17 protein-coding genes are annotated in these 18,665 nt (G+C 72.7%); 10 read left to right on the forward strand and 7 right to left on the reverse strand.

The genetic code is table 11. The features are described 5' to 3' along the window. Positions 1-30: 30 nt before the first annotated feature. A complete protein-coding gene (locus J2X68_RS29235; RefSeq protein ID WP_310435587.1) occupies positions 31-1,125 on the reverse strand; it encodes an ABC transporter substrate-binding protein in 1,095 nt (364 codons plus the stop codon). 573 nt (positions 1,126-1,698) lie between these two features. After that, the gene (locus J2X68_RS29240; protein WP_310435588.1) at positions 1,699-2,733 is read right to left on the reverse strand and encodes a LacI family DNA-binding transcriptional regulator; all 1,035 of its coding nucleotides are present in this window, start codon (positions 2,731-2,733) and stop codon (positions 1,699-1,701) included. Between the two features lie 525 nt (positions 2,734-3,258). Between J2X68_RS29240 and J2X68_RS29245 the strand changes: the two genes are divergently transcribed. Then, a complete protein-coding gene (locus J2X68_RS29245; RefSeq protein ID WP_310435589.1) occupies positions 3,259-4,086 on the forward strand; it encodes an alpha/beta hydrolase in 828 nt (275 codons plus the stop codon). A 46-nt stretch (positions 4,087-4,132) separates the two neighbouring features. Here the strand turns inward: J2X68_RS29245 and J2X68_RS29250 are convergent, their stop codons facing one another. The 4 genes from J2X68_RS29250 to J2X68_RS29265 form a co-directional block, all read right to left on the reverse strand. Continuing rightward, on the reverse strand, positions 4,133-4,606 hold the full coding sequence (locus J2X68_RS29250) for a GNAT family N-acetyltransferase (RefSeq protein WP_310435590.1): 474 nt from the start codon (positions 4,604-4,606) through the stop codon (positions 4,133-4,135). A 61-nt stretch (positions 4,607-4,667) separates the two neighbouring features. Further along, the gene (locus J2X68_RS29255) at positions 4,668-5,336 is read right to left on the reverse strand and encodes a hypothetical protein (RefSeq protein WP_310435591.1); all 669 of its coding nucleotides are present in this window, start codon (positions 5,334-5,336) and stop codon (positions 4,668-4,670) included. Positions 5,337-5,602: 266 nt separating this feature from the next. After that, complete coding sequence (locus tag J2X68_RS29260) at positions 5,603-7,060, reverse strand: amidase (protein ID WP_310435592.1); 1,458 nt, start codon at positions 7,058-7,060, stop codon at positions 5,603-5,605. A 359-nt stretch (positions 7,061-7,419) separates the two neighbouring features. Then, positions 7,420-8,007 (reverse strand): TetR/AcrR family transcriptional regulator, encoded by a 588-nt coding sequence (locus J2X68_RS29265; protein ID WP_310435593.1) that lies wholly within the window; start codon positions 8,005-8,007, stop codon positions 7,420-7,422. Positions 8,008-8,233: 226 nt separating this feature from the next. Between J2X68_RS29265 and J2X68_RS29270 the strand changes: the two genes are divergently transcribed. From J2X68_RS29270 to J2X68_RS29305, 8 genes are all read left to right on the forward strand, one after another. Then, the gene (locus tag J2X68_RS29270; RefSeq protein ID WP_310435594.1) at positions 8,234-9,937 is read left to right on the forward strand and encodes a CocE/NonD family hydrolase; all 1,704 of its coding nucleotides are present in this window, start codon (positions 8,234-8,236) and stop codon (positions 9,935-9,937) included. 91 nt (positions 9,938-10,028) lie between these two features. Beyond that, the gene (locus tag J2X68_RS29275; RefSeq protein WP_310435595.1) at positions 10,029-11,684 is read left to right on the forward strand and encodes an ABC transporter substrate-binding protein; all 1,656 of its coding nucleotides are present in this window, start codon (positions 10,029-10,031) and stop codon (positions 11,682-11,684) included. Continuing rightward, positions 11,681-12,631 (forward strand): ABC transporter permease, encoded by a 951-nt coding sequence (locus J2X68_RS29280; protein WP_310435596.1) that lies wholly within the window; start codon positions 11,681-11,683, stop codon positions 12,629-12,631. Before J2X68_RS29275 ends, J2X68_RS29280 begins: the two co-directional genes overlap by 4 nt. Next, positions 12,628-13,503 (forward strand): ABC transporter permease, encoded by an 876-nt coding sequence (locus tag J2X68_RS29285; protein ID WP_310435597.1) that lies wholly within the window; start codon positions 12,628-12,630, stop codon positions 13,501-13,503. Before J2X68_RS29280 ends, J2X68_RS29285 begins: the two co-directional genes overlap by 4 nt. Continuing rightward, positions 13,500-14,519 (forward strand): ABC transporter ATP-binding protein, encoded by a 1,020-nt coding sequence (locus J2X68_RS29290; RefSeq protein WP_310435598.1) that lies wholly within the window; start codon positions 13,500-13,502, stop codon positions 14,517-14,519. Before J2X68_RS29285 ends, J2X68_RS29290 begins: the two co-directional genes overlap by 4 nt. Next, a complete protein-coding gene (locus J2X68_RS29295) occupies positions 14,509-15,330 on the forward strand; it encodes an ATP-binding cassette domain-containing protein (protein WP_310435599.1) in 822 nt (273 codons plus the stop codon). Before J2X68_RS29290 ends, J2X68_RS29295 begins: the two co-directional genes overlap by 11 nt. Next, positions 15,327-15,785, forward strand: a complete 459-nt coding sequence (locus tag J2X68_RS29300) for a DUF3237 domain-containing protein (RefSeq protein WP_310435600.1) — start codon at positions 15,327-15,329, stop codon at positions 15,783-15,785. The genes J2X68_RS29295 and J2X68_RS29300 overlap by 4 nt, the downstream gene beginning before the upstream one ends. A gap of 291 nt (positions 15,786-16,076) precedes the next feature. Then, positions 16,077-16,820, forward strand: coding sequence for an alpha/beta fold hydrolase (locus J2X68_RS29305; RefSeq protein WP_310435601.1), 744 nt, complete (start codon positions 16,077-16,079; stop codon positions 16,818-16,820). A 130-nt stretch (positions 16,821-16,950) separates the two neighbouring features. On the opposite strand, the gene J2X68_RS29310 is transcribed toward J2X68_RS29305, so the two are convergent. Continuing rightward, entirely contained in the window at positions 16,951-17,613 is a 663-nt protein-coding gene (locus tag J2X68_RS29310; RefSeq protein WP_310435602.1) for a class I SAM-dependent methyltransferase, read from the reverse strand. 210 nt (positions 17,614-17,823) lie between these two features. Here J2X68_RS29310 and nadE point away from each other — a divergent pair, with 210 nt between their 5' ends. Beyond that, positions 17,824-18,654 carry an ammonia-dependent NAD(+) synthetase gene (nadE, locus tag J2X68_RS29315; protein WP_310435603.1) on the forward strand — a complete coding sequence of 277 codons (831 nt, stop codon included), beginning with the start codon at positions 17,824-17,826 and terminating at the stop codon, positions 18,652-18,654. The last annotated feature ends 11 nt before the right edge of the window (positions 18,655-18,665 follow it).

The following is an 18,665-nucleotide window of genomic DNA, read 5'->3' on the forward strand; positions in this document are numbered from 1 at the left end:
CCGCCGCGCGAGCGGGCCCCTGACGGATGATCAGTAGGCTTTGCCTATGCCGGACTTGGCGTTGGCCTGGGTGTAGGCGCCGTCCTCGATGACGATGTCCTGCGCGACGCTCTCGCCCCGGGTGAAGCTGTCCAGGGTCTGGAAGGCCAGCGGTCCGAACCGCGGGTTGGACTCGACCACGCCGCTGATCCAGCCGTCCACGATGCCCTGGACCGCGTTGCGGGTGCCGTCCACGGTGACGATCTCGACGTCGCCCGCCTTCTTGCCCGCGCCCTTCAGCGCGGCCACCGCGCCCAGCCCCATCTCGTCGTTCTCGGCGTAGATCCCCTTGATGCCGGGCTTCGACTGGATGAGCTGCTCGGTGACCTGCTGGCCCTTCTCACGGGCGAAGTCGCCGGTCTGCTCGAACACCACCTTCAGGTCCGGCGCCTTCTCGGCGATCCGGTCCTTGAATCCCTTGGTGCGCTCGGTGGTGACGTTGTTGCCCGCCGAGCCCAGGAGGATCGCGACCTCGCCCTTGCCGCCGGTCGCCTCGATCATCTGGTCGGCGGCGCGTCGGCCCTGCTCGACGAAGTCGGAGGCGATGAAGGAGACGTAGTCCTTGCAGGCCGTGGCGTTGATCTTGCGGTCGATCGTGACGATGGGGACCTTCTTGGCCGCGGCGGCCTGCAGCACCGGGTCCCATCCGTCGGAGTTGAGCGGGGCGATGACCAGCAGGTCCGCGCCCTTCGCCAGCAGGTCCTGGACGTCGCTGATCTGCTTGGAGAACTGCGACTGGGCATTGGCCGTCAGCAGCTTGACGCCCCGCTTCTTCGCCTCGTCCTTGATGGACTGCGTCTCGGCGATGCGGAACGGGTTCGCCTCCTTCTCCGACTGGGAGAAGCCGACGGTGGCGTTCGCGAGGTCGAGCTTCTTGCCGCCGTACGCGTCGACGGTGCAGGTCTTGCCGCCCGCCGCGGGCGTGGCGACCTTCTGCGCGGCGTCGGCGGTGGCCGAGGACGCGGTGTCGCTCGACGTGTCGTCCTCCGACTTCGCGCAGGAGGTGGCGGTCAACGCCACCGCCGCGGCCAGGGAGACGACCACGGGACGGGCGAGGAGACGACGACGGTGAGTGGTGCGCTGCATGGTGACCCCGATCCGGGCGACGCGGAAAGAACACTGGGGAGGTGGTGAGCGAGCAGAGGTCGAGCAAGGTCGAGCAGGTCGTGCCGTAGCCGAGCAGTAGCCGTGCCGAGATAAGTGCTTCTCCCCTGGCGGGAAAGGTCGTTCGACCCGCCGCACAGAGGTTTTTACATCGTTGGAAGAGTGCTGTAAACCCCCTGTGCACGCACCATGCGGAGCGCGCCGCGAGCGAGGCGGCGCACCTCACCCGTCTCTGCCGTCCCGTCAGGGGCGGCGGGCATCACGTCACGAGGGGCGCGTTCGGATGCCCGGAGGAGGCGTCGGCGGACCGGCGGGCGCGCGAGAACGCATCGCGCGAAACCACCCCGCCGACGGCCGCACCAGCAAAGAGCAACGGCCGATCGGCGCGGCGGAGTCGACGGTTCGCCCGACTGCGGACGTCACAGGAGGCGCGATCGACCCGCCGACTCTGCTGGAGATGAACGCGGTTGACGGAGGGAGCGGGACCTGGGGCGCGTCACGCCGTCGCGCCCAGGTACGGGCACAAGGCCGTTCGCTCCCGCACCGGCCCCGAGGTCACCCGCGGCCGTCGCCGTGCGCCGCCGCCCGCCCCAGGGTGCTCTCCCGCTCCACGAGGCGGTGGTCCGCCCGGACCCGGCGCGGCTCGGGGACCTCGTTGCCGCCGAGCCGGGCCAGCACCGACTCGACCGCGAGACGGCCGATGGCCTCCTTGTCGGGAGACACGGACGTGAGGGTCACCGCGCCGAAGCGCCCCTCGACCACGTCGTCGAAGCCGACGACGGCGATGTCCTCGGGAACGCGCAGTCCCCGTTCGTGCAGGACGCGCATCGCGCCGATGGCCATCGGATCGTTGTAGGCGAAGACCGCGTCGGGGCGCCGGCCGGACTCCAGGATGCGGTTCATGGCGGCCGCCCCGTCCGCGTGGCCCCACCCGTCGGTGGCGGCGACCAGCCCGTCGTCGGCCGGGAGACCGGCCGCGGTCAGTTCCTCACGCCAGCCGCGCACGCGCAGCTGCGCGGGCTCACTGCGGCCGCGCCGGGCGCCGATGAAGGCCACCTCGCGCCGCCCGAGCCCGTTCAGATGCCGGACGGCGGCGCGGGCGGCGGCCACGTTGTCGATGGCGATGTGGTCGTACGGCAGGTCGTAGTCGCGTTCGCCGAGCAGCACCAGGGGCACGTTCTCCGCCCGGTCGCGCAGGTCCTCGGCCTCCAACTCGATCGGGCTGAGGATGAGGCCGTCGATGACCCGCGCCCGGAAGCCCTGGCTGACCAGGATCTCCTGCTCGCGATGCCCTCCGGTGTGGTCGAGCAGCACGATGTAGTCGTGCGCGGCGGCCGCGTCGATGACGGCGGCCGCCAGCTCGGCGAAATAGGGGTTGCCGAGTTCGGGCAGGGCGAGCGCGATGATGCCCGTACGCCCCTTGCGCAGATGCCGGGCCGCCAGGTTGGGCCGGTAGCCGAGCGCGTCGATGGACCGCTGGACCCGCTCGCGCATGGCGGGCGTGACGTGCTGGTAGTTGTTCACCACGTTGGAGACGGTCTTGATGGAGACCCCCGCGTGCGCGGCGACGTCCTTGAGGCTGACCCGCACGGCATTCCCTTTCGCAGCGTCCCGACGGGATGACGGTCGGTGCGGCTACGGGGTCGTCACCGTGGGCGAGCGCCGAGCCCCATACTTGACTTTTACAACGTTATACAGGCGTCCTCGCCACACTGACAAGGCGGGTGACGAACGCCGCGGCAGGGGGTGCGAACGCCCGTCCGACGTGCCGGACCTCCGGGTCGGGGCGCCACCTCACGACCGGGAGAAGTGTGGTCCGTGAAGGGGCCGCCGGTCTACGGCCGCGAAGCCACGGGGGGCGCCCGCGGTGGCCGGCCGGCTCGCGGACCTCCGCGGCTCCCGTCGCGGTCCGGCGTCACGGCCGCCGCGCCGCGCACCCGCCCCTCGACTACAGTTTCTCCTGGGACGTGCTGCCACGGTCGCCCTTCGCCGCTGACCGGCCGTCGGCCCCGCGTGCGCTCCTCTGCCGGGCGGCGCGGCACGTTTCCCCACCACCCGATTCGAGCATCGAACCCGCCCACCGCGGGTCCCGGAACGGCACGAGAGGGAAAAGTCATGCCCTTTGCTTCCGCCAAGGACGGCACGAGCATCTTCTTCAAGGACTGGGGATCGGGCCAACCGGTCGTGTTCTCCCACGGCTGGCCGCTCACCGCCGACGCCTGGGATCCGCAGCTGAAGTTGATGGCGGACAACGGATTCCGGGCCATCGCCCACGACCGCCGGGGCGGCGGCCGCTCGGGACAGAGCTGGGACGGCAACAACCTCGACACCTACGCCGACGATCTCGCCGCGGTCATCGAGGAACTCGACCTGCACGACGCGATTCTGGTCGGTCATTCCACCGGCGGCGGTGAAGTGACGCGCTACATCGGGCGCCACGGTTCGAGCCGGGTCGCCAAGGCCGTCCTGCTCGGCGCCATCCCCCCGCTGATGCTGAAGACGGACGCCAATCCGGAGGGGCTGCCGATCGAGGTCTTCGACGAGATCCGCGCGGGCGTGGCAGCGGACCGCTCGCAGTTCTACCAGGACCTCAGCGCGCCGTTCTTCGGCGCCAACCGTGACGATTCGACCGTCACCCAGGGGACGCGCGACGAGTTCTGGCTCTGGGGCATGACGGTGGGCATCAAGGGCGCGTACGACTGCATCAAGGCCTTCTCCGAGACGGACCTCACCGAGGACCTCAAGAAGATCGACGTCCCGACGCTGATCGTGCACGGCGACGACGACCAGATCGTTCCCCTCGTCGCTTCCGGCGACAAGAGCTCGAAACTGGTCAAGGGCGCGGTGTACAAGGTGTATTCGGGCGCGCCCCACGGCTTGTCCCTGGTGCCGAAGTTCGCCGAGAAGTTCAACGAGGACCTCCTCGCCTTCGCCCGCGGCTGAGCCTCCGCCCGGCCACGCCGGGACTGCGGCGCCGGCTGCGCACGGGCTACGGCACGCCTTCGGGCGCGGGCAGATCGCGGGCGAAGACGGCCATGGCCAGGCCTGGGCCATTGTAGTCGTCGACGATCCTCACCTCGAAGCCGAGACGGCGATGGAAGGCGATCGAGCCGGTGTTCGTGACCGATGTGATCGCCTTGAGCCGCCGTGCACCCTGCCGTGCCGCGGCTTCGGCGAACGCCGCGTACAGACGGCGCCCGAGACCTGTGCTCCGGGCGTCGTCCCGCGTGGCGATCAGATGGGCGTACCCGGTGCCCTCCGGCGTGACGAAGCCGAAGACGTAGCCACGGATGCCGTCCTCGGCCCGGGCGACCAGGCAGGTGGGGCCGAACTCCTGCACCATGGCCGCCAGGTGCAGCGATCGGAGGTCGCGTTCGCCCCAGTAACGGGCGTGATCCGTCAGGACCTGGTGGAAGTCGGCGATGTCGGCCGGTGCGATCTGCATGCCCATGGCGGCGATCATCGCAGCGCCCCGGCCGTCGCGGGCGAAGGACCGCCCGGCCGGGGCGGGTTCGGCCGCGCACTCATCGTCCCGGCCGCCGGAAGTGCGCGTAGGGCGGGTACGGCTTGAAGCAGATCAGCACCTCGGTGGGGTGCCCGCCGCCCGGCTGCTGAACCAGCGTCGGGAGGGACGCCATCAGTACCGCGCGCCCTTGCCCGACGCCCTTCTGGCGAGGGCCCCGACCCGCCGCGTGGGCCAGATGGACGGCGGTCTCGGCGAACACCTCCCGGTCGCCGAACAGGAAGAACGTGCGGGCGTGGGTGGCGTGCCGCAGCTCGTCCCGGCCGGCGCGTGGACCCCGCCCCTGCCGGCCTGCGGCAAGACTCGCCGTGCGTTCCTCCAGCGTGCGGACGGTCAGCGGAGTGCCGTTCACCAGCTTGCGCCGCACCTCGGGCCATCTGCTGGGGCGCAGGCCGAGCGTGTCGTGGACCAGGACGAGGTCGACCGGGGTGCCGGAGCCCTCGTCGGGCGGAACGCCGTCGCGCAGCGGCACATGGACGATCGTGTACCGGGAGCGGGCGGCGAAGGAGAAGAGACCCGCGAGCCGGCTCAGCCCGTCGTGGTCGCCGAGCAGCAGGCCGATGGGCTCGGGGGCGGTCAGCGATGTGTGGCGAAGGGACTTCCTCGGCTGGACGACACGGTGCTCGTGCGGCCCGGTCCTCGGCCGGAACTGTTGCAGCCTCAGCCGCATACGTGGAGCCTCATGGCCTCATGATCGCGGGCCGTGCGGCGTCCCGGCAACGGAGATTCCGCCCGGCGGCGACGACCGCCGGGCCCGGGTCCGTCGCGCCGTGCCGGGCACGTCGCACCCGTCGCACGCGTCGAACGGGGCGCGTCCGACGGGCAGAGCGGGACGGCGGCGGGCCGGGGTCGTCGGCCCGCCACCCCGGTCGGTCCCTCGGTCTGCGCTCCCCCTGCGCTCCGGCCCCGGAGTCCGGACGCCGGGCCGCACCGCGGTCAGTCCTGGAGCCGCGGCACCTCGGCGCGGTCCTCGACGGCCTGCGCGGCGTCGAGGACGAGGTCCTCCTCGAAGCGGCCGCCGATCAACTGCACGCTGAACGGCAGTCCGTTCTCGACGTGGACGGGCACGGTGACGGCGGGGAAGCCGAGGACGGGCACGGCGGTCATCGGCCACATCGCGGGGAACAGGCTCCGCGCGCGGTCCGGATCCGTGATGTCGGCGTCCTGCTCGAAGGGAGGTTCGGCGCACACCGGGGTGAGCAGGATCCGGTCGCCGCCCAGGAGTTCCTGGAGCCGGGTGACGAGCGTCGCCCGCCGCGCCCAGCCGTTGATGTACGTCTCCAGATCGGGCCGCTCGCCCCACAGTTCGGCGGCGGCCGCGAAGTGGCCTTCCAGCGCGGTGCGGATGTCGTCCCCGCCGAGCTGGTGGACCACGGGCAGCATCGGGCGGATGTCCTCGGTGATCAGCAGCGCCCACAGCCGCGCGGCCTCGGCCAGCAGGGGCAGTTCGGCCACCTCGTCGACCGCGTGACCGGCGTCGGCGAGGTGCGCGGCCGCCCGGTCGAGCGCGCGGTCGACGGCCGGGTGGTTCTTGACGGTGCCGTTGCCGCGGACGAGCCGCACCTTCGCGGGGCCCGCGGGGCGGGGGCGCAGGGGGACGGCGGGCACGCCTGCGGAGTCGCGCAGGTCCGGTGTGGTCATGACGTGCAGCGCGAGCCGCGCGTCCGCCACCGTGCGGGCCAGGGGCCCCTGCACCGCGCAGGAGTGCACGGTGGGCGGGAAGTCGAGCTCGACCGGCCCCGCGGGGGTGTCGGCGTAGGCGGGCGGGGCCCAGTCGGAGATCCGGCCGACGGTGGGGCGCACCCCGACGACGCCGCAGCAGGCGGCCGGGAAGCGGATGGAGCCGCCGATGTCGTTGCCCTGGGCCAGTGGGGTCATCCCGGCGGCCAGGCTCGCGGCGGCTCCGCCGCTGGACCCGCCGGGTGTGCGGTCGGCGTCCCAGGGGTTGAGGGTGCGCCCGTGCAGTTCGTTGGTGGAGAACCAGCGGAAGGAGAAGGCGGGTGAGTTGCTCCGGCCGAGCGGCACCGCGCCGGCGGTGCGCAGGGCGGTGACGCAGGCGGCGTCGCCCCCGGCGGGGCGGTGGGCGAGGGCGGGGACCCCGTTGCTGGTGGCGTGCCCGCGCTGCTCTGTGTTGATCTTGATGGAGACCGGCACGCCGTGCAGAGGCCCCAGCTCGGCGCCCGAGACGGTCCGCTCGTCCGCCCGTCGGGCCGCTTCCAGCGCTTCCTCGGGCCGCAGGTCGACCAGTGCGTTCAGCCTGGGGTTGGTCTCCTCGACGCGTTCCAGGCAGGAGAGCACCAGTTCGGTGGAGGAGATCTCGCGGGCCCGGACGGCGGCGGCGAGCTCGGTCGCGGAAAGCTGCCACGGCTGCGTCGGGCGGGGAGAAGTCGCCATCGGATACCTCTTCGCTTGCGGGGGCCCGGCCCGGCGGCGGCACGGGGACGGGCATCGGTGGGTGAGGCCGGGGTGAGGACGGGGGACATGGTCGGAGCGGCGGGGAGGGTCCGGCGGAGCGGCACCCGGGCGGTTCGCTCGGCGGGCCGGTCGCGGCCGGGACGGGGCCGCGGCACGGCCGCACCGACGCGGAGGCCGTGCGGGGGTGCCGGTCGGCCCGCGAGCTCCGGAGCCGGGGGCGCCGACGCTCGCCGGCACGGCGTGGCGCGGGTGTCGGCGCCACCCGTCATAAAACAACGTTTTATTTCGCGGCCAGCCTGCGCCCGGGCACCCTCGGGTGTCAAGCCCCGTCCGCCGCGTCAGTCCGCGGGCGGCGCGCCCCGCAGCAGGGCGGCCACCGCGAGCAGGGCCCGCGCGGCGCGCTCCTCGGGCCACCCCTCCGGATCCTCCAGGGTGGTAAGCCAGTACCCCCGGGTGAGCAGGTGGAGGATGTCGCCGGCGAGTGCGGCGTCGGGCAGCCCGGCCTCGGCGGCGAGGGCGCTCAGCTCGTCGCGGTTGCGCCGGGAGGTGGCGCGCCGGACGTCCTCGACCGCCGGACCGGCGTCGGGCCCCTCGCTCGCGATCTCCATCAGGAGGCGGCGCAGGATCTCGTCGTCGGGCTCGGTGGTGCACATCCACTTCAGGGCGGCTTCCAGGCGGGCCTCACCGGTCAGACCGACGAGCGCGCCGTCCATCTGGGCGCCCCACTCCCGCTCCGCCCACCGCATGGCATTGATCATGAGCGCGGACCGGCTGGCCACGTAGTTGGTCACCATGGCCGTCGAGCCGCCCAGCCGGGCGGCGACGGCCCGGATGGTGACGGAACGGACGCCCCGTTCCCGGGCGACGTGGAGGGTGGCGGCGGCGATCTCGTCGAGCCGTCGCGCCTCGTCTACCTCGATCGGCATGTCGCAGACCTTAACGCAGAGGGTTGACCCCGTTGACAAGGAGCTGCAATGTTGTCATACAACGCCGTTACACAACGTCGTTTTATTTCGGATCCCCGTGCCCGGATCACGGGCTCGCCCCCAGCGTCCGGGCTCACATCCCGAGCCCGCGCCCGAGGTTCCGAGCCACGCACGTCCTTCCGAGCCACGCCCGGTTTCCGAGCCCGAACTCCCCGGAGAGCACGCGATGAGAGTTCCTTTCGCACGTACGGGGGCCTCTCCCGTCCCCGATCACGCCGTCCAGCATCTGGTGCGGATGCGCGACGGGACGCGTCTGGCCACGGACGTCTACCTGCCCGACGGCGCCGCCACGGAGCACGCCCTGCCCGCCGTGCTGGTCCGTCTCCCGTACGACAAGAACAGCCGCTACGTCTACTTCGACAAGGCGGCCCGCCTCTTCACCGCCCGCGGCTACGCGCTCGTCGTGCAGGACGTGCGCGGCAAGTTCCGCTCCGGCGGCCGTACCCTGCCCTTCCTGCGCGAGCCCGACGACGGCTACGACACCATCGACTGGATCACCCACCAGCCCTGGTCCGACGGCGCGGTCGGCATGTTCGGCGACTCCTACTACGGCTTCACCCAGTGGGCCGCCGTGGCCTCCCAGCACCCCGCCCTGCGCGCCATCGTGCCGCGCGTGACCACCGTGGACTTCAACGCGACCACCGCACTGGACCCGCTTGCCACGGACACCGGCGTCGGCCGGCCGGTCTGGGTGGAGGGCATCGAGTACTACGCCCACCACTGGGTCGACCAGGACGCCTACGAGTGGGAGCCCGACCGCCGGGTCCGCCCGGTCATCGACCAGTACGAGCGTGCCTTCGAGGCCATAGGCGCCCGCTCCGCCTGGTTCGACCTCCTCGCCCCGCGCCAGACCGACGTCCTGCACGCCCTCGGCAGGCACCCCTTCGACTCCCGGCCCGTGCCCGTCCTGCACTGTGTCGGCTGGTACGACAACATCGGCATCCCGCACATGAACGACTACCTCGCCCTCGCCGCCCGGCCGGGCTGGGACGCCGTCCAGTACCTGTGGGCCGGCGCCGTCGACCACGAGAACTACCGCCTCGACCACGCGCCCGTCACCGAGGACACCGACCACGCCGCCAGCGACACCGCCCTCGACCGGCTGCTGCCCGAGTACGCGGGCCCGGCGCTGGACTTCTTCGACGTCTTCCTCAAGGGCAGCCGCCCGGTGACCGCCCTGGCCAAGGTGACCTGGGAACTCGGACACGCCGGCTGGCGCACGGCGACCGCCTGGCCGCCCGCCCGCAGCGGCGAGCGCACGTTCTGGCTCACCGGCCCGGCCACCGCGGCCGGACCCCTGCCCGGCGGGACGCTCGCCGGCGCCCCCGTCGCGGACGACGAACACGCGCAGTGGGCCTACGACCCGGAGCACCTCGTCCCGTCCCTGGTCGCCGACTCCTTCTCCTACCTCCGCGACCACCCGGACGCCGCCCCCCTCGCCGCCCGCGACGACGTCCTCGCCTTCACCGGCCCGCTCCTCACCGACCCGCTGGACCTCGCCGGACCGGTCAGCCTGGACCTCCATCTCGCCTGCACGGCACCGGTGTTCGACGTCTTCGCCAAGGTGCTGGACCTCGCCCCCGACGGCACAGCACGGCTCGTCGTGCGCGGCCAGGTCTCCGTCCGGGGCGACGGCGCCCCCCGCGAGGTGCGGATCGAGTGCGGGCACACCGGCTACCGGCTGCGCGCCGGACACCGGCTGGCGCTGCTCCTGGCGAGCAGCGACTACCCCATGTACCTGCCGTGTTCGGGCAGCGAGGAGAACCCCTGGACGACCCTCGCCCCGAAGCCCAGCACGCAGACCCTGGCCACCGGCGGCGCCACCCCGTCCCGGCTGACCGTCACCGTCCTCACCCCGCCCGCCGGCTGACCCGCCCGCACCGCGCGGGCCCCCGAGCGCCCGCACTCCCCCACGCCGAAGGACCCGTCAACCGGCCCACCGTCGCCTCAGGAGCACCACCATGCACGCTCCCAGAACCGCCCTCGCCCTCACCGCCCTGTCCACTCTCCTCACCCTCTCCGCCTGTTCGTCGGGCGGAGGCGGCACATCGTCCTCGCCCCGGAGCCTGACGCTCACCAGCACCACGCCCGCCGCGTCCGGCGCTCTGGACCAGGTCACCTGGAACCTGCCCCTGGGCGAGCCCACCACCCTCGACCCGGCCAAGGTCGGCGACTACTCCCCCAGCACCGTGGTCTCCAACCTCTGCGACCCGCTGCTGCGGCTGAAGGCCGACTACTCCGTCGCCCCCGGTCTGGCCACCTCCTGGAAACGCCCCGACCCGAAGACGCTCGTGCTGGAGCTGCGGGACGACGTCACCTTCTGGAACGGCCACCCCATGACCGCGAAGGACGTCGTGGCCAGCCTCGAACGGCAGCGCGACCCCGCCACCCAGAGCGTCAACACCCAGGTCCTGGCCACCGTCGGCACCATCACCGCGACCGGCGACCACCAGGTCACCGTCCGTTTCAAGACCCCCGACGAGCTGTTCCTCAAGTACCTCGTCAACGGCTTCGGGGCGGTCAGCGAGGCCGCGTACCTGAAGAAGGCCGGCGCCGCCTACGGGACCGCCAAGGGCGGCCTGATGTGCACCGGGCCCTTCGAACTCAAGACCTGGAAGTCCGGCGAGTCCCTCACCGCCGTCCGCAACGACGCGTACTGGGACACCGCTCTCAGGCCCAAGGCCGCCGAGCTGACCTTCAAGTTCATCACCGACGCGAGCACCCTCACCAGCGCCCTGCTGTCGGGGCAGATCGACGGCAGCTACGAGATCCCCTCCACCGTCGCCAAGGCCCTGCGCTCCTCCGACGCCGGGACCCTCTACTACGGGCCCTCCGCGCAGACCGTGTTCGTCGCCCCCACCGGCCCGGACTCGCCCCTCGCCGACCCGCGCGTCACCCGGGCGCTCTCCCTGGTGCTCGACCGCGACGCCCTGGTGCGGAACGTCTTCGACGGCGCCGCCCGCAAGGAGAAGACGTTCATCCCGTCCCTCGTGTGGAAGACCGGCGAGGCGTCCGACGTCTACGCCAAGGGCTACGCCGCCCTGCCCGCCGTCCCGGACACCGATGTCGCCCGCGCCCGGAAGCTCGTCGCGCAGGCCGCCCCGGAGAAGCGCACCGTCACGATCGCCATGGGGGCGGGCGACCAGCAGTCGCTGCAGACCCTCACCTTCCTCCAGGCGGGCGCGAAGAAGATCGGTCTGACGGTCGTCATCAAGCAGCTCCAGCCCACCCAGATGTCCGGCCTGTTCTACGACGCGTCGCTGCGCGAGGGCCTCGACGCCACGATGGCCCTCGGCTACGTCGAGATCCCCGACCCGCTGTCGTACGCCGAGATGTTCACCTCGCCCGCGTCCCCGATGAACTGGACGCGCTACGACAACCCCGAGGTGACCTCACTGCTGACCCGGGCCCGCGCCGCACTGGACCCCCGGCAGTCCGCGGAACTGTTCACCCGGGCACAGGCCCTGTACACCGAGGACCTGGCGATCGTGCCGATCGCGGTGCCCTACGAGCGCGTGTTCCTCAACAAGCGCCTCAGCGGCGCCCCCGCGTCCTTCGCCTACATCAACATGCCCTGGGCGGCCCAGCTCGGCGGCACGGGCGAGGGCACGTCGTGATCGGGCGATTCGTGGCCCGCCGGGCGACCATGCTCGTGGTGACCGCGCTCGTCGCGAGCGTGGCCGTGTACGGCGCCCTGTTCATCGCCCCCGGCGACCCCGCCACGCTCCTCATCGGCGGCGGAAAGCCGCCCAGCCCCCGGCTGCTCGCCGAGATCCACCGCCAGTACCACCTCGACGACCCGTTCCTCCAGGGCTACTGGCGCTGGCTCAGCGGGATGCTGCACGGCGACGCCGGCCAGTCGCTCACCTACAAGGACTCCGTCACCCACCTGGTGACCGCGCGCATCGGCAACACCGCGTTCCTCGTGGCGTACGCGGCCGTCCTCATCATCGTGCCCGGCGTCACCCTGGGCACGGTCGCGGCCCTGCGCGGCGGCTTCGGCGACACCCTGGTCACCGTCGTGACCACCGCCCTCATGGCGGTGCCCACGTTCGTCATGTCGGTGGTGCTCATCTGGTGGCTGTCCGTCCAGTGGGACTGGCTCCCCGCCTACGGCGCGGGCGACGGCTTCACCGGCCGTCTCGAACACCTCACTCTGCCCGCGCTCGCGCTGGCCACCGCCTGGCTGGCCTACGTCGCCCAGGTGACCCGGTCGGCGGTGCGCGCCGAACTGGCCTCGGAGCACGTCGAGACGGCGCGGGCGCGGGGCGTCCCCGAGCGCTTCGTCGTGCGCAAGCACGTCCTGCGCAACGCCGCCGGACCGCTGTTCTCGGTCTCCGGCGTGGCCGTCGCCGGGCTGATCGCCGGCTGCTCCATCGTCGAGCAGGCCTTCGGGATCAACGGCATCGGCGCCCTGCTCGTGCAGAGCGCCGCGAAGCAGGACCTGGCCGTCGTCCAGGCCCTCGCGCTGATCACCGTGGTGGTCTTCGTCGTGGTCAACACCCTGGTCGACGTGGTCACGGCCGCGCTCGACCACCGGGTCTCCCTGGAGGGCGCCGCATGACCGCGTATCAGATCGCCGCACTCGGACGGGGCGCCGCCCGGTGGCCGCGGCTGCGTCGGCTGACCCGCGGGCGCGCCGTGCTCCTCGTGGCGTGCGCCGTCGTCGTCGCGGCCCTCCTCGCCGCCCTGTTCGCACCCCTGCTGGCCCCCTACGATCCGGACGCCGTGGACCCGGCCGCCGTCTACCAGGGCAGCTCGGCCGCGCACTGGCTCGGCACCGACGACACCGGACGGGACATCCTGTCCCGGCTGCTGTACGGCGCCCGGCCCAGCCTGCTGGCGCCCGCCGCCGTCACCCTGACCGCCGGAGTCGGCGGCACGCTGCTGGCGGTGAGCGCCGCCTGGCTCGGCGGCTGGTACGACCGGCTGGTGTCCGCCCTGCTGGACGTCGTCTTCGGCTTCCCCGGGCTGGTGCTGGCCGTGGTGGCCGCCGCCGTCTTCGGGGCGGGCCTGCGCGTGGCGGTCGTGACGCTGTCCCTCGCCTACCTCCCCTACATCGGACGGGTCGTGCGCAGCGCGGCGTTGCGCGAGCGGAACCTGCCGTACGTGTCCGCGCTGCGCATGCTCGGCATGTCCGGGAGCCGGATCTGCCTGCGCCATCTGACCCCCAATCTGCTGCCCCTGGTGCTGGTGCAGGTGGCGACCTCCTTCGGCTACGCCCTGCTCGACGTCGCCGCGTTCTCGTTCATCGGACTCGGCGCCCAGCCGCCGACCGCCGAGTGGGGGCTGATGGTGGCGAACGGCTCCACGGGGATCCTGGCCGGGCGCGCCGAGCAGTCGCTGTTCGCCGGCGCGGTGATCGTCGTCTTCGTGATCGCGTGCAGCCTCCTCGGCGGCGGCCTGTCCCGACAGCTCCTGGGAGACGACCGATGACCGGTTCCCCGCCCCTGCTCGTCGTCGACGATCTGCGCGTCGACCTGCCGACCCGCGACGGCATGCGCCGGGTGATCCACCGGGCCGACCTGACGGTGCCCGCCGGCACGGCCGTCGCCCTGGTGGGCGAGTCCGGGTCCGGCAAGTCGATGACGGCCCGCGCGGTGCTGCGGCTGCTGCCCGCCCGGGCCCGCACCACCGGGTCGATCCGCTTCGACGGCAGCGAGGTCACCACGCTGGGCGCGGCCGGGCTGCGCAGACTGCGCGCCCACGACGTGGCGATGATCTTCCAGGACCCCCGGGCGCACATCAATCCCGTGCGCACGGTCGGTGATTTCCTGACGGAGGCGCTGGTCACCACCCGGGGAGTGCGGCCCCGCGCGGCCGAGGCCAAGGTGACCGCGCTCCTGCGCGAGGTCGGCATCGCGGACGCGCCGCGCAGGATGCGCCAGCGGCCCCCGGAGCTCTCCGGCGGTCTGCTGCAACGCGTGATGATCACCGCGGCGCTGGCGGGCGAACCCCGCCTGCTGATCGCCGACGAACCCACCACCGCGCTGGACGTCACCACGCAGGCCGAGGTCATGGCGATCATCGACGAGGCACGGGCCGAGCGTGGCCTGGCCATGCTCTTCATCACCCACGACCTGGCGCTCGCCGCGGCCGTCTGCGACCGGATCGCCGTCATGTACGCGGGCGGTGTGGTGGAAGAGCTGCCCGCCCGGCACCTGCACGAGCGGGCCGGCCACCCGTACACCCGGGCGCTGCTCGCCTCACGGCCCGACCCGGCGGCCACCGCCGAGCCGCTGCGCGCCGTGCCCGGCCGTCCGCTGTCCGCCTTCGAGGCGGGCCCGGGCTGCGCCTTCGCCCCGCGCTGCGCGCACGCCCAGGACGTCTGCCGCACCGAACGACCGATGCTGGCGCCGGCCGGGGAAGGGCTGGCCGCGTGCCACTTCCCGGCCGCCGAGGCCCGCGTGACACCGCACCCCGGCGCGAGGAGCACCACCCATGGCCGATGAACCGACCGCACTTCCCGCCCTCCAGGTCACCGGCCTGCGCAAGACGTTCGGGGACTTCGTCGCCGTCGACGGCGTCGACCTGGAGATCCGGCCGGGCGGGTCCCTGGCCGTCGTCGGCGAGTCGGGGTCGGGCAAGACCACCACCGCGCGGATGATCGTCGGCCTCGAGGAGGCCACCGCCGGCACGGTGCTCCTCGGCGGCCGGGCCCATCCGGGCCGCCGGGCCCCGACCGCCGAGCGCAGGCGCTTCGCCCGGGAGGTGCAGATGGTCTTCCAGGATCCGTACGCCTCGCTGGACCGCCGGCAGAAGGTGGGCGACAGCCTGGCCGAGATCCTCGCGCTCCACACGGATCTGCGCGGCGCGCCCCTCGCGGAGCGCGTGGCCGAACTGCTCGACCAGGTGGGGCTCGACGAACGCCAGGGGGCGGCGCTGCCCCGGGCGCTGTCCGGCGGTCAGCGCCAACGCGTCGCCATAGCACGCGCGTTGGCCGTCCGGCCGCGTCTCCTCGTCCTCGACGAGGCGGTCGCGGCGCTCGACGTCTCCGTCCAGGCCCAGATCCTCACCCTCCTCACCGACATCCGCCGACGCACCGAGGTGGCCTACCTGTTCATCACGCACGATCTCGGCATCGTCCGGCACGTCTGCGACGACGTACTGGTCATGCACCGCGGCCGCGTCGTCGAACGCGGCCCCGCCGAGACGGTCCTGACCACCCCCGAAGCCTCCTACACCCGTCGGCTGCGCGACTCCGTGCCCCGCCGGGGCTGGAAGCCCGCCCGCCGCACCGCACAGAACGGAAGCCAGACATGACCGTGACGCCTTCCCTCAGCTACGCCTTCGAGATCCGCGCGGAGGTCGCCCCCAGCCTGCACATCGGCCACGGCGACGGCGAGCGCACCGAGTTCACCCCCATCACCGGCGGAACGGTCCACGGTCCCCGGCTCAGCGGCACCGTGCTGGCCGGCGGCGGCGACTGGTCCAACACCCGCGGCACCGTCTGCGAACTGGAGGCTCGCTATCTTCTGCGGGCCGACGACGGTGCCGTGATCGACATCGTCAACCGCGGCTACTACCACGAGGGCGCCGACAGTCCCGACCTGTACGACGGCGCCCTGCGCCTCGCCGAGGCCGGGACGTACTTCCGCACCGCCCCCGTCTTCCGCACGGACGCCCCGCGGCACCGCTGGCTCGCGCGCACCGTCTTCGTGGGCCTGGCCCGGGAGGAGGACGGGCACATCGTGATCCGCTGTTACTCGGTGGACTGAACGAGGCCGGAGTGAGGGCGGCGCGGCGGGCGACGAGCCGCCGCGCGCAGCCGACCGCGCGGGCCCGGGGCAGGGACGGCGGGCCTGCCCGCACACCGGCCGGGCGCGCAGGCGGCGTCGCCCGGCTCGGGAGCGGGAGACCACCCGGCCGGCTGCCGACCGGCACGAAGGGCTCCAGGATGCGGGGCGCCCGGCGTCACCGGCACACCGGTGATTTCGCCGATTGCTCCCCCGCCCGGCGCCCCGACTCTGGTCACGTCCAGCCACCCGCATCCTCGTCAGGAGGGCCCCATGCGTCGTCATGCCCCGCGCCGGCTCCTCGGCGTTCTCGCGACCGCCACCCTCGCCTTCTCCCTGTTCTCCGCGGCGCCGACGGCCGGCGCCACCACCGCCGTCCCGGCCGCCTCCGCCACCCGGTCGGCCGAGGCGGCCGCCCAGCCGCTGTCGACGAGCACCCCGGTCGTCTTCGTCCACGGCTACACCGGCAACGCGTCCAACTGGACCACCGCCATGAGCGTCTTCCGGCTCAACGGCTGGTCCAGCTCCCAGCTGTTCGCCTACGAGTACAACTCCTACGGCAACAACATCACCAACGCCCAGGGGCTCGCGACCTTCGTCAACACGGTGAAGGCGCGGACCGGTGCGAGCAAGGTCGCCATCGTCAACCACTCGATGGGCGGCCTCGTCAGCCAGTACTACCTGAAGGTCCTCGGCGGCAACACGAGCGTCAGCCACCTCGCCTCGATCGCCGGCGCCAACCACGGCACCACCTTCGCCGGCGCCTGCCTCATCTACACGACCTGTCAGCAGATGTACCCGGGCTCGTCGTTCATCGCCCAGATCAGCGCGGGCGACGAGACGCCGGGCACCACCGAGTACGCCACCTGGTACTCGGCGTGCGACGGCGTCATCATCCCGTACACCAGCACCCGGCTGGACGGCGCGACCAACAACAACGTGCTCTGCCAGACCCACATCGGCTACCTGACGGACACGGTCGTGCTCGGCCAGATAGCCGACTTCATCGCCTCCTGACCCACCCCACGCGCGGGCGGCCCGGCGGTGACCGGCGCCCGCGGCCCGAACGCCCCGCTCCCGGCACGGCACCTGCCGGGAGCGGGGCGTACGCACGGACGCAGGCGACGCACGGGACGGTCGCCCGGCGTCAGGCGGCTTCTGCCGGGGCTTTCCGGGCGAGCAGGTGGACCTCCTGGAACTGCCGCCGGTCGGTGGGCTGAGGCTCGCGGACCATCCGGGCCACCTCGGCCAACCCGGACTCGCGCAGCATCGCGGCGAGATGATCGGGCCACCACCGATAGGCCGGGGTGACGGTGTGATCGAAGACCTGCGTCGGACGCGACGCTCCGTCGGTCGCCGAGAAGCCGAGCAGCAGGTGCCCGCCGGGTGCCAGCACACGATGGAACTCCGCCAGGACCACGGGGAGTTCGGGCGGCGGAGTGTGGATGACGGACCAACGCGACAGGACGCCGCCGAGCGCGCCGTCGGCGATGTCCAGCGCGGCCATCGAGCCCACGTCGAACCGCAGCCGCGGATAGGCCTGCCGGGCCGACTCGATCATCACCGGAGAGGCGTCGACGCCGAACACCGACAGCCCCGCCTCGTCCAGGAAGGCGGTGACATGACCGGGTCCGCACCCCAGGTCCGCGACCCGGCCGCCCCCGCTCGCACCGACGGACTCGGCGAAGGCCACCAGGATCGCGCGGTCCAGGGGGCGGTCGCGCAGCGAGTCGCGGAACAGCTGCGCGTAGGCGGGGGCAGCGGCGTCGTATGCCTCGCGGGTGACACGGAGCGTGTGGTGTTCGGCCATGCTCGTGACAGTAATCGCCGGTCCCGCCCTGCCGCAGCCGTCCGGAGCGCCCCGCGTCCAGGGCGACTGCCCGACCGCGGTCCGGGGCACTCCGTCCTGTGCGCCCCCGCGCCGGACGGCCGCGGCTGGCCGACACTGAAGCTGCGGCGGTGCGCCCGGTCCTCCGGAGACAGGACGCGGGCACCTCATGAACCGGAACCAGGAGCAGATGTGAACGACCCGGCCTTCCTCACCCTTCAGCAGGAGATCGCCCGGGAACTCGAGGTCGCCGAGACCTTCGAGGCCGAGGCGGAGATCGAGCGACGGGTGGCCTTCCTCGCGGAGCGGCTGACCTCCACCGGCCTGTCCTCCCTCGTGCTCGGCATCAGCGGCGGCGTCGACTCCACCACCGCCGGCCGTCTGTGCCAGCTCGCGGCCGAGCGGGCCCGCGGGGCCGGGCACGAGGCGCGGTTCTACGCGATGCGGCTGCCCTACGGCGTCCAGGCCGACGAGCACCATGCCCAGCTCGCGCTCTCCTTCATCCGGCCCGATCACGTGCTGACCGTGGACATCAAGCCCGCGAGCGACGCAGCGCTGGACGCCGTGCTGGTCGCCGAGGTGAGCTTCCGCGACGCCTACCACCAGGACTTCGTGCTCGGCAACATCAAGGCCCGGCAGCGCATGATCGCCCAGTACGCCGTGGCCGGCGGGCACCAGGGACTCGTCGTCGGCACCGACCACGCCGCCGAGGCGGTCTCCGGTTTCTTCACGAAGTTCGGTGACGGCGCGGCGGACCTCGTCCCGCTGACCGGCCTGACCAAACGCCGGGTGCGAGCCGTCGCGGACGCGCTGGGGGCGCCGGCCGACCTGGTGCACAAGGTCCCGACGGCCGATCTGGAGACCCTGACTCCCGGCAGGACCGACGAGGACGCGCTCGGGATTCGCTACGACGACATCGACGACTTCCTGGAAGGCAGGCCCGTGGACGAGGACGTCTTCCGGACGATCGTCGACCGCTACCGGCTCACGCACCACAAGCGCCGGCTGCCCCTCGCTCCCTGAGGCGCAGCCGT

Origin of the sequence: Streptomyces sp. 3330, assembly GCF_031456635.1 — a bacterium.
Lineage (GTDB): Bacteria > Actinomycetota > Actinomycetes > Streptomycetales > Streptomycetaceae > Streptomyces.

What these genes read in the sequence shown, in the direction of transcription:
- J2X68_RS29275 (WP_310435595.1), top strand. Translation starts at nt 10,029, where the DNA reads ATGCACGCTCCCAGAACCGCCCTCGCCCTCACCGCCCTGTCCACTCTC.
- J2X68_RS29290 (WP_310435598.1), top strand. Translation starts at nt 13,500, where the DNA reads ATGACCGGTTCCCCGCCCCTGCTCGTCGTCGACGATCTGCGCGTCGAC.
- J2X68_RS29285 (WP_310435597.1), top strand. Translation starts at nt 12,628, where the DNA reads ATGACCGCGTATCAGATCGCCGCACTCGGACGGGGCGCCGCCCGGTGG.
- J2X68_RS29255 (WP_310435591.1), bottom strand. Translation starts at nt 5,336, where the DNA reads ATGCGGCTGAGGCTGCAACAGTTCCGGCCGAGGACCGGGCCGCACGAG.
- J2X68_RS29305 (WP_310435601.1), top strand. Translation starts at nt 16,077, where the DNA reads ATGCGTCGTCATGCCCCGCGCCGGCTCCTCGGCGTTCTCGCGACCGCC.
- J2X68_RS29250 (WP_310435590.1), bottom strand. Translation starts at nt 4,606, where the DNA reads ATGATCGCCGCCATGGGCATGCAGATCGCACCGGCCGACATCGCCGAC.
- J2X68_RS29270 (WP_310435594.1), top strand. Translation starts at nt 8,234, where the DNA reads ATGAGAGTTCCTTTCGCACGTACGGGGGCCTCTCCCGTCCCCGATCAC.
- J2X68_RS29235 (WP_310435587.1), bottom strand. Translation starts at nt 1,125, where the DNA reads ATGCAGCGCACCACTCACCGTCGTCGTCTCCTCGCCCGTCCCGTGGTC.
- J2X68_RS29310 (WP_310435602.1), bottom strand. Translation starts at nt 17,613, where the DNA reads ATGGCCGAACACCACACGCTCCGTGTCACCCGCGAGGCATACGACGCC.
- J2X68_RS29260 (WP_310435592.1), bottom strand. Translation starts at nt 7,060, where the DNA reads ATGGCGACTTCTCCCCGCCCGACGCAGCCGTGGCAGCTTTCCGCGACC.
- J2X68_RS29265 (WP_310435593.1), bottom strand. Translation starts at nt 8,007, where the DNA reads ATGCCGATCGAGGTAGACGAGGCGCGACGGCTCGACGAGATCGCCGCC.
- J2X68_RS29295 (WP_310435599.1), top strand. Translation starts at nt 14,509, where the DNA reads ATGGCCGATGAACCGACCGCACTTCCCGCCCTCCAGGTCACCGGCCTG.
- J2X68_RS29300 (WP_310435600.1), top strand. Translation starts at nt 15,327, where the DNA reads ATGACCGTGACGCCTTCCCTCAGCTACGCCTTCGAGATCCGCGCGGAG.
- J2X68_RS29245 (WP_310435589.1), top strand. Translation starts at nt 3,259, where the DNA reads ATGCCCTTTGCTTCCGCCAAGGACGGCACGAGCATCTTCTTCAAGGAC.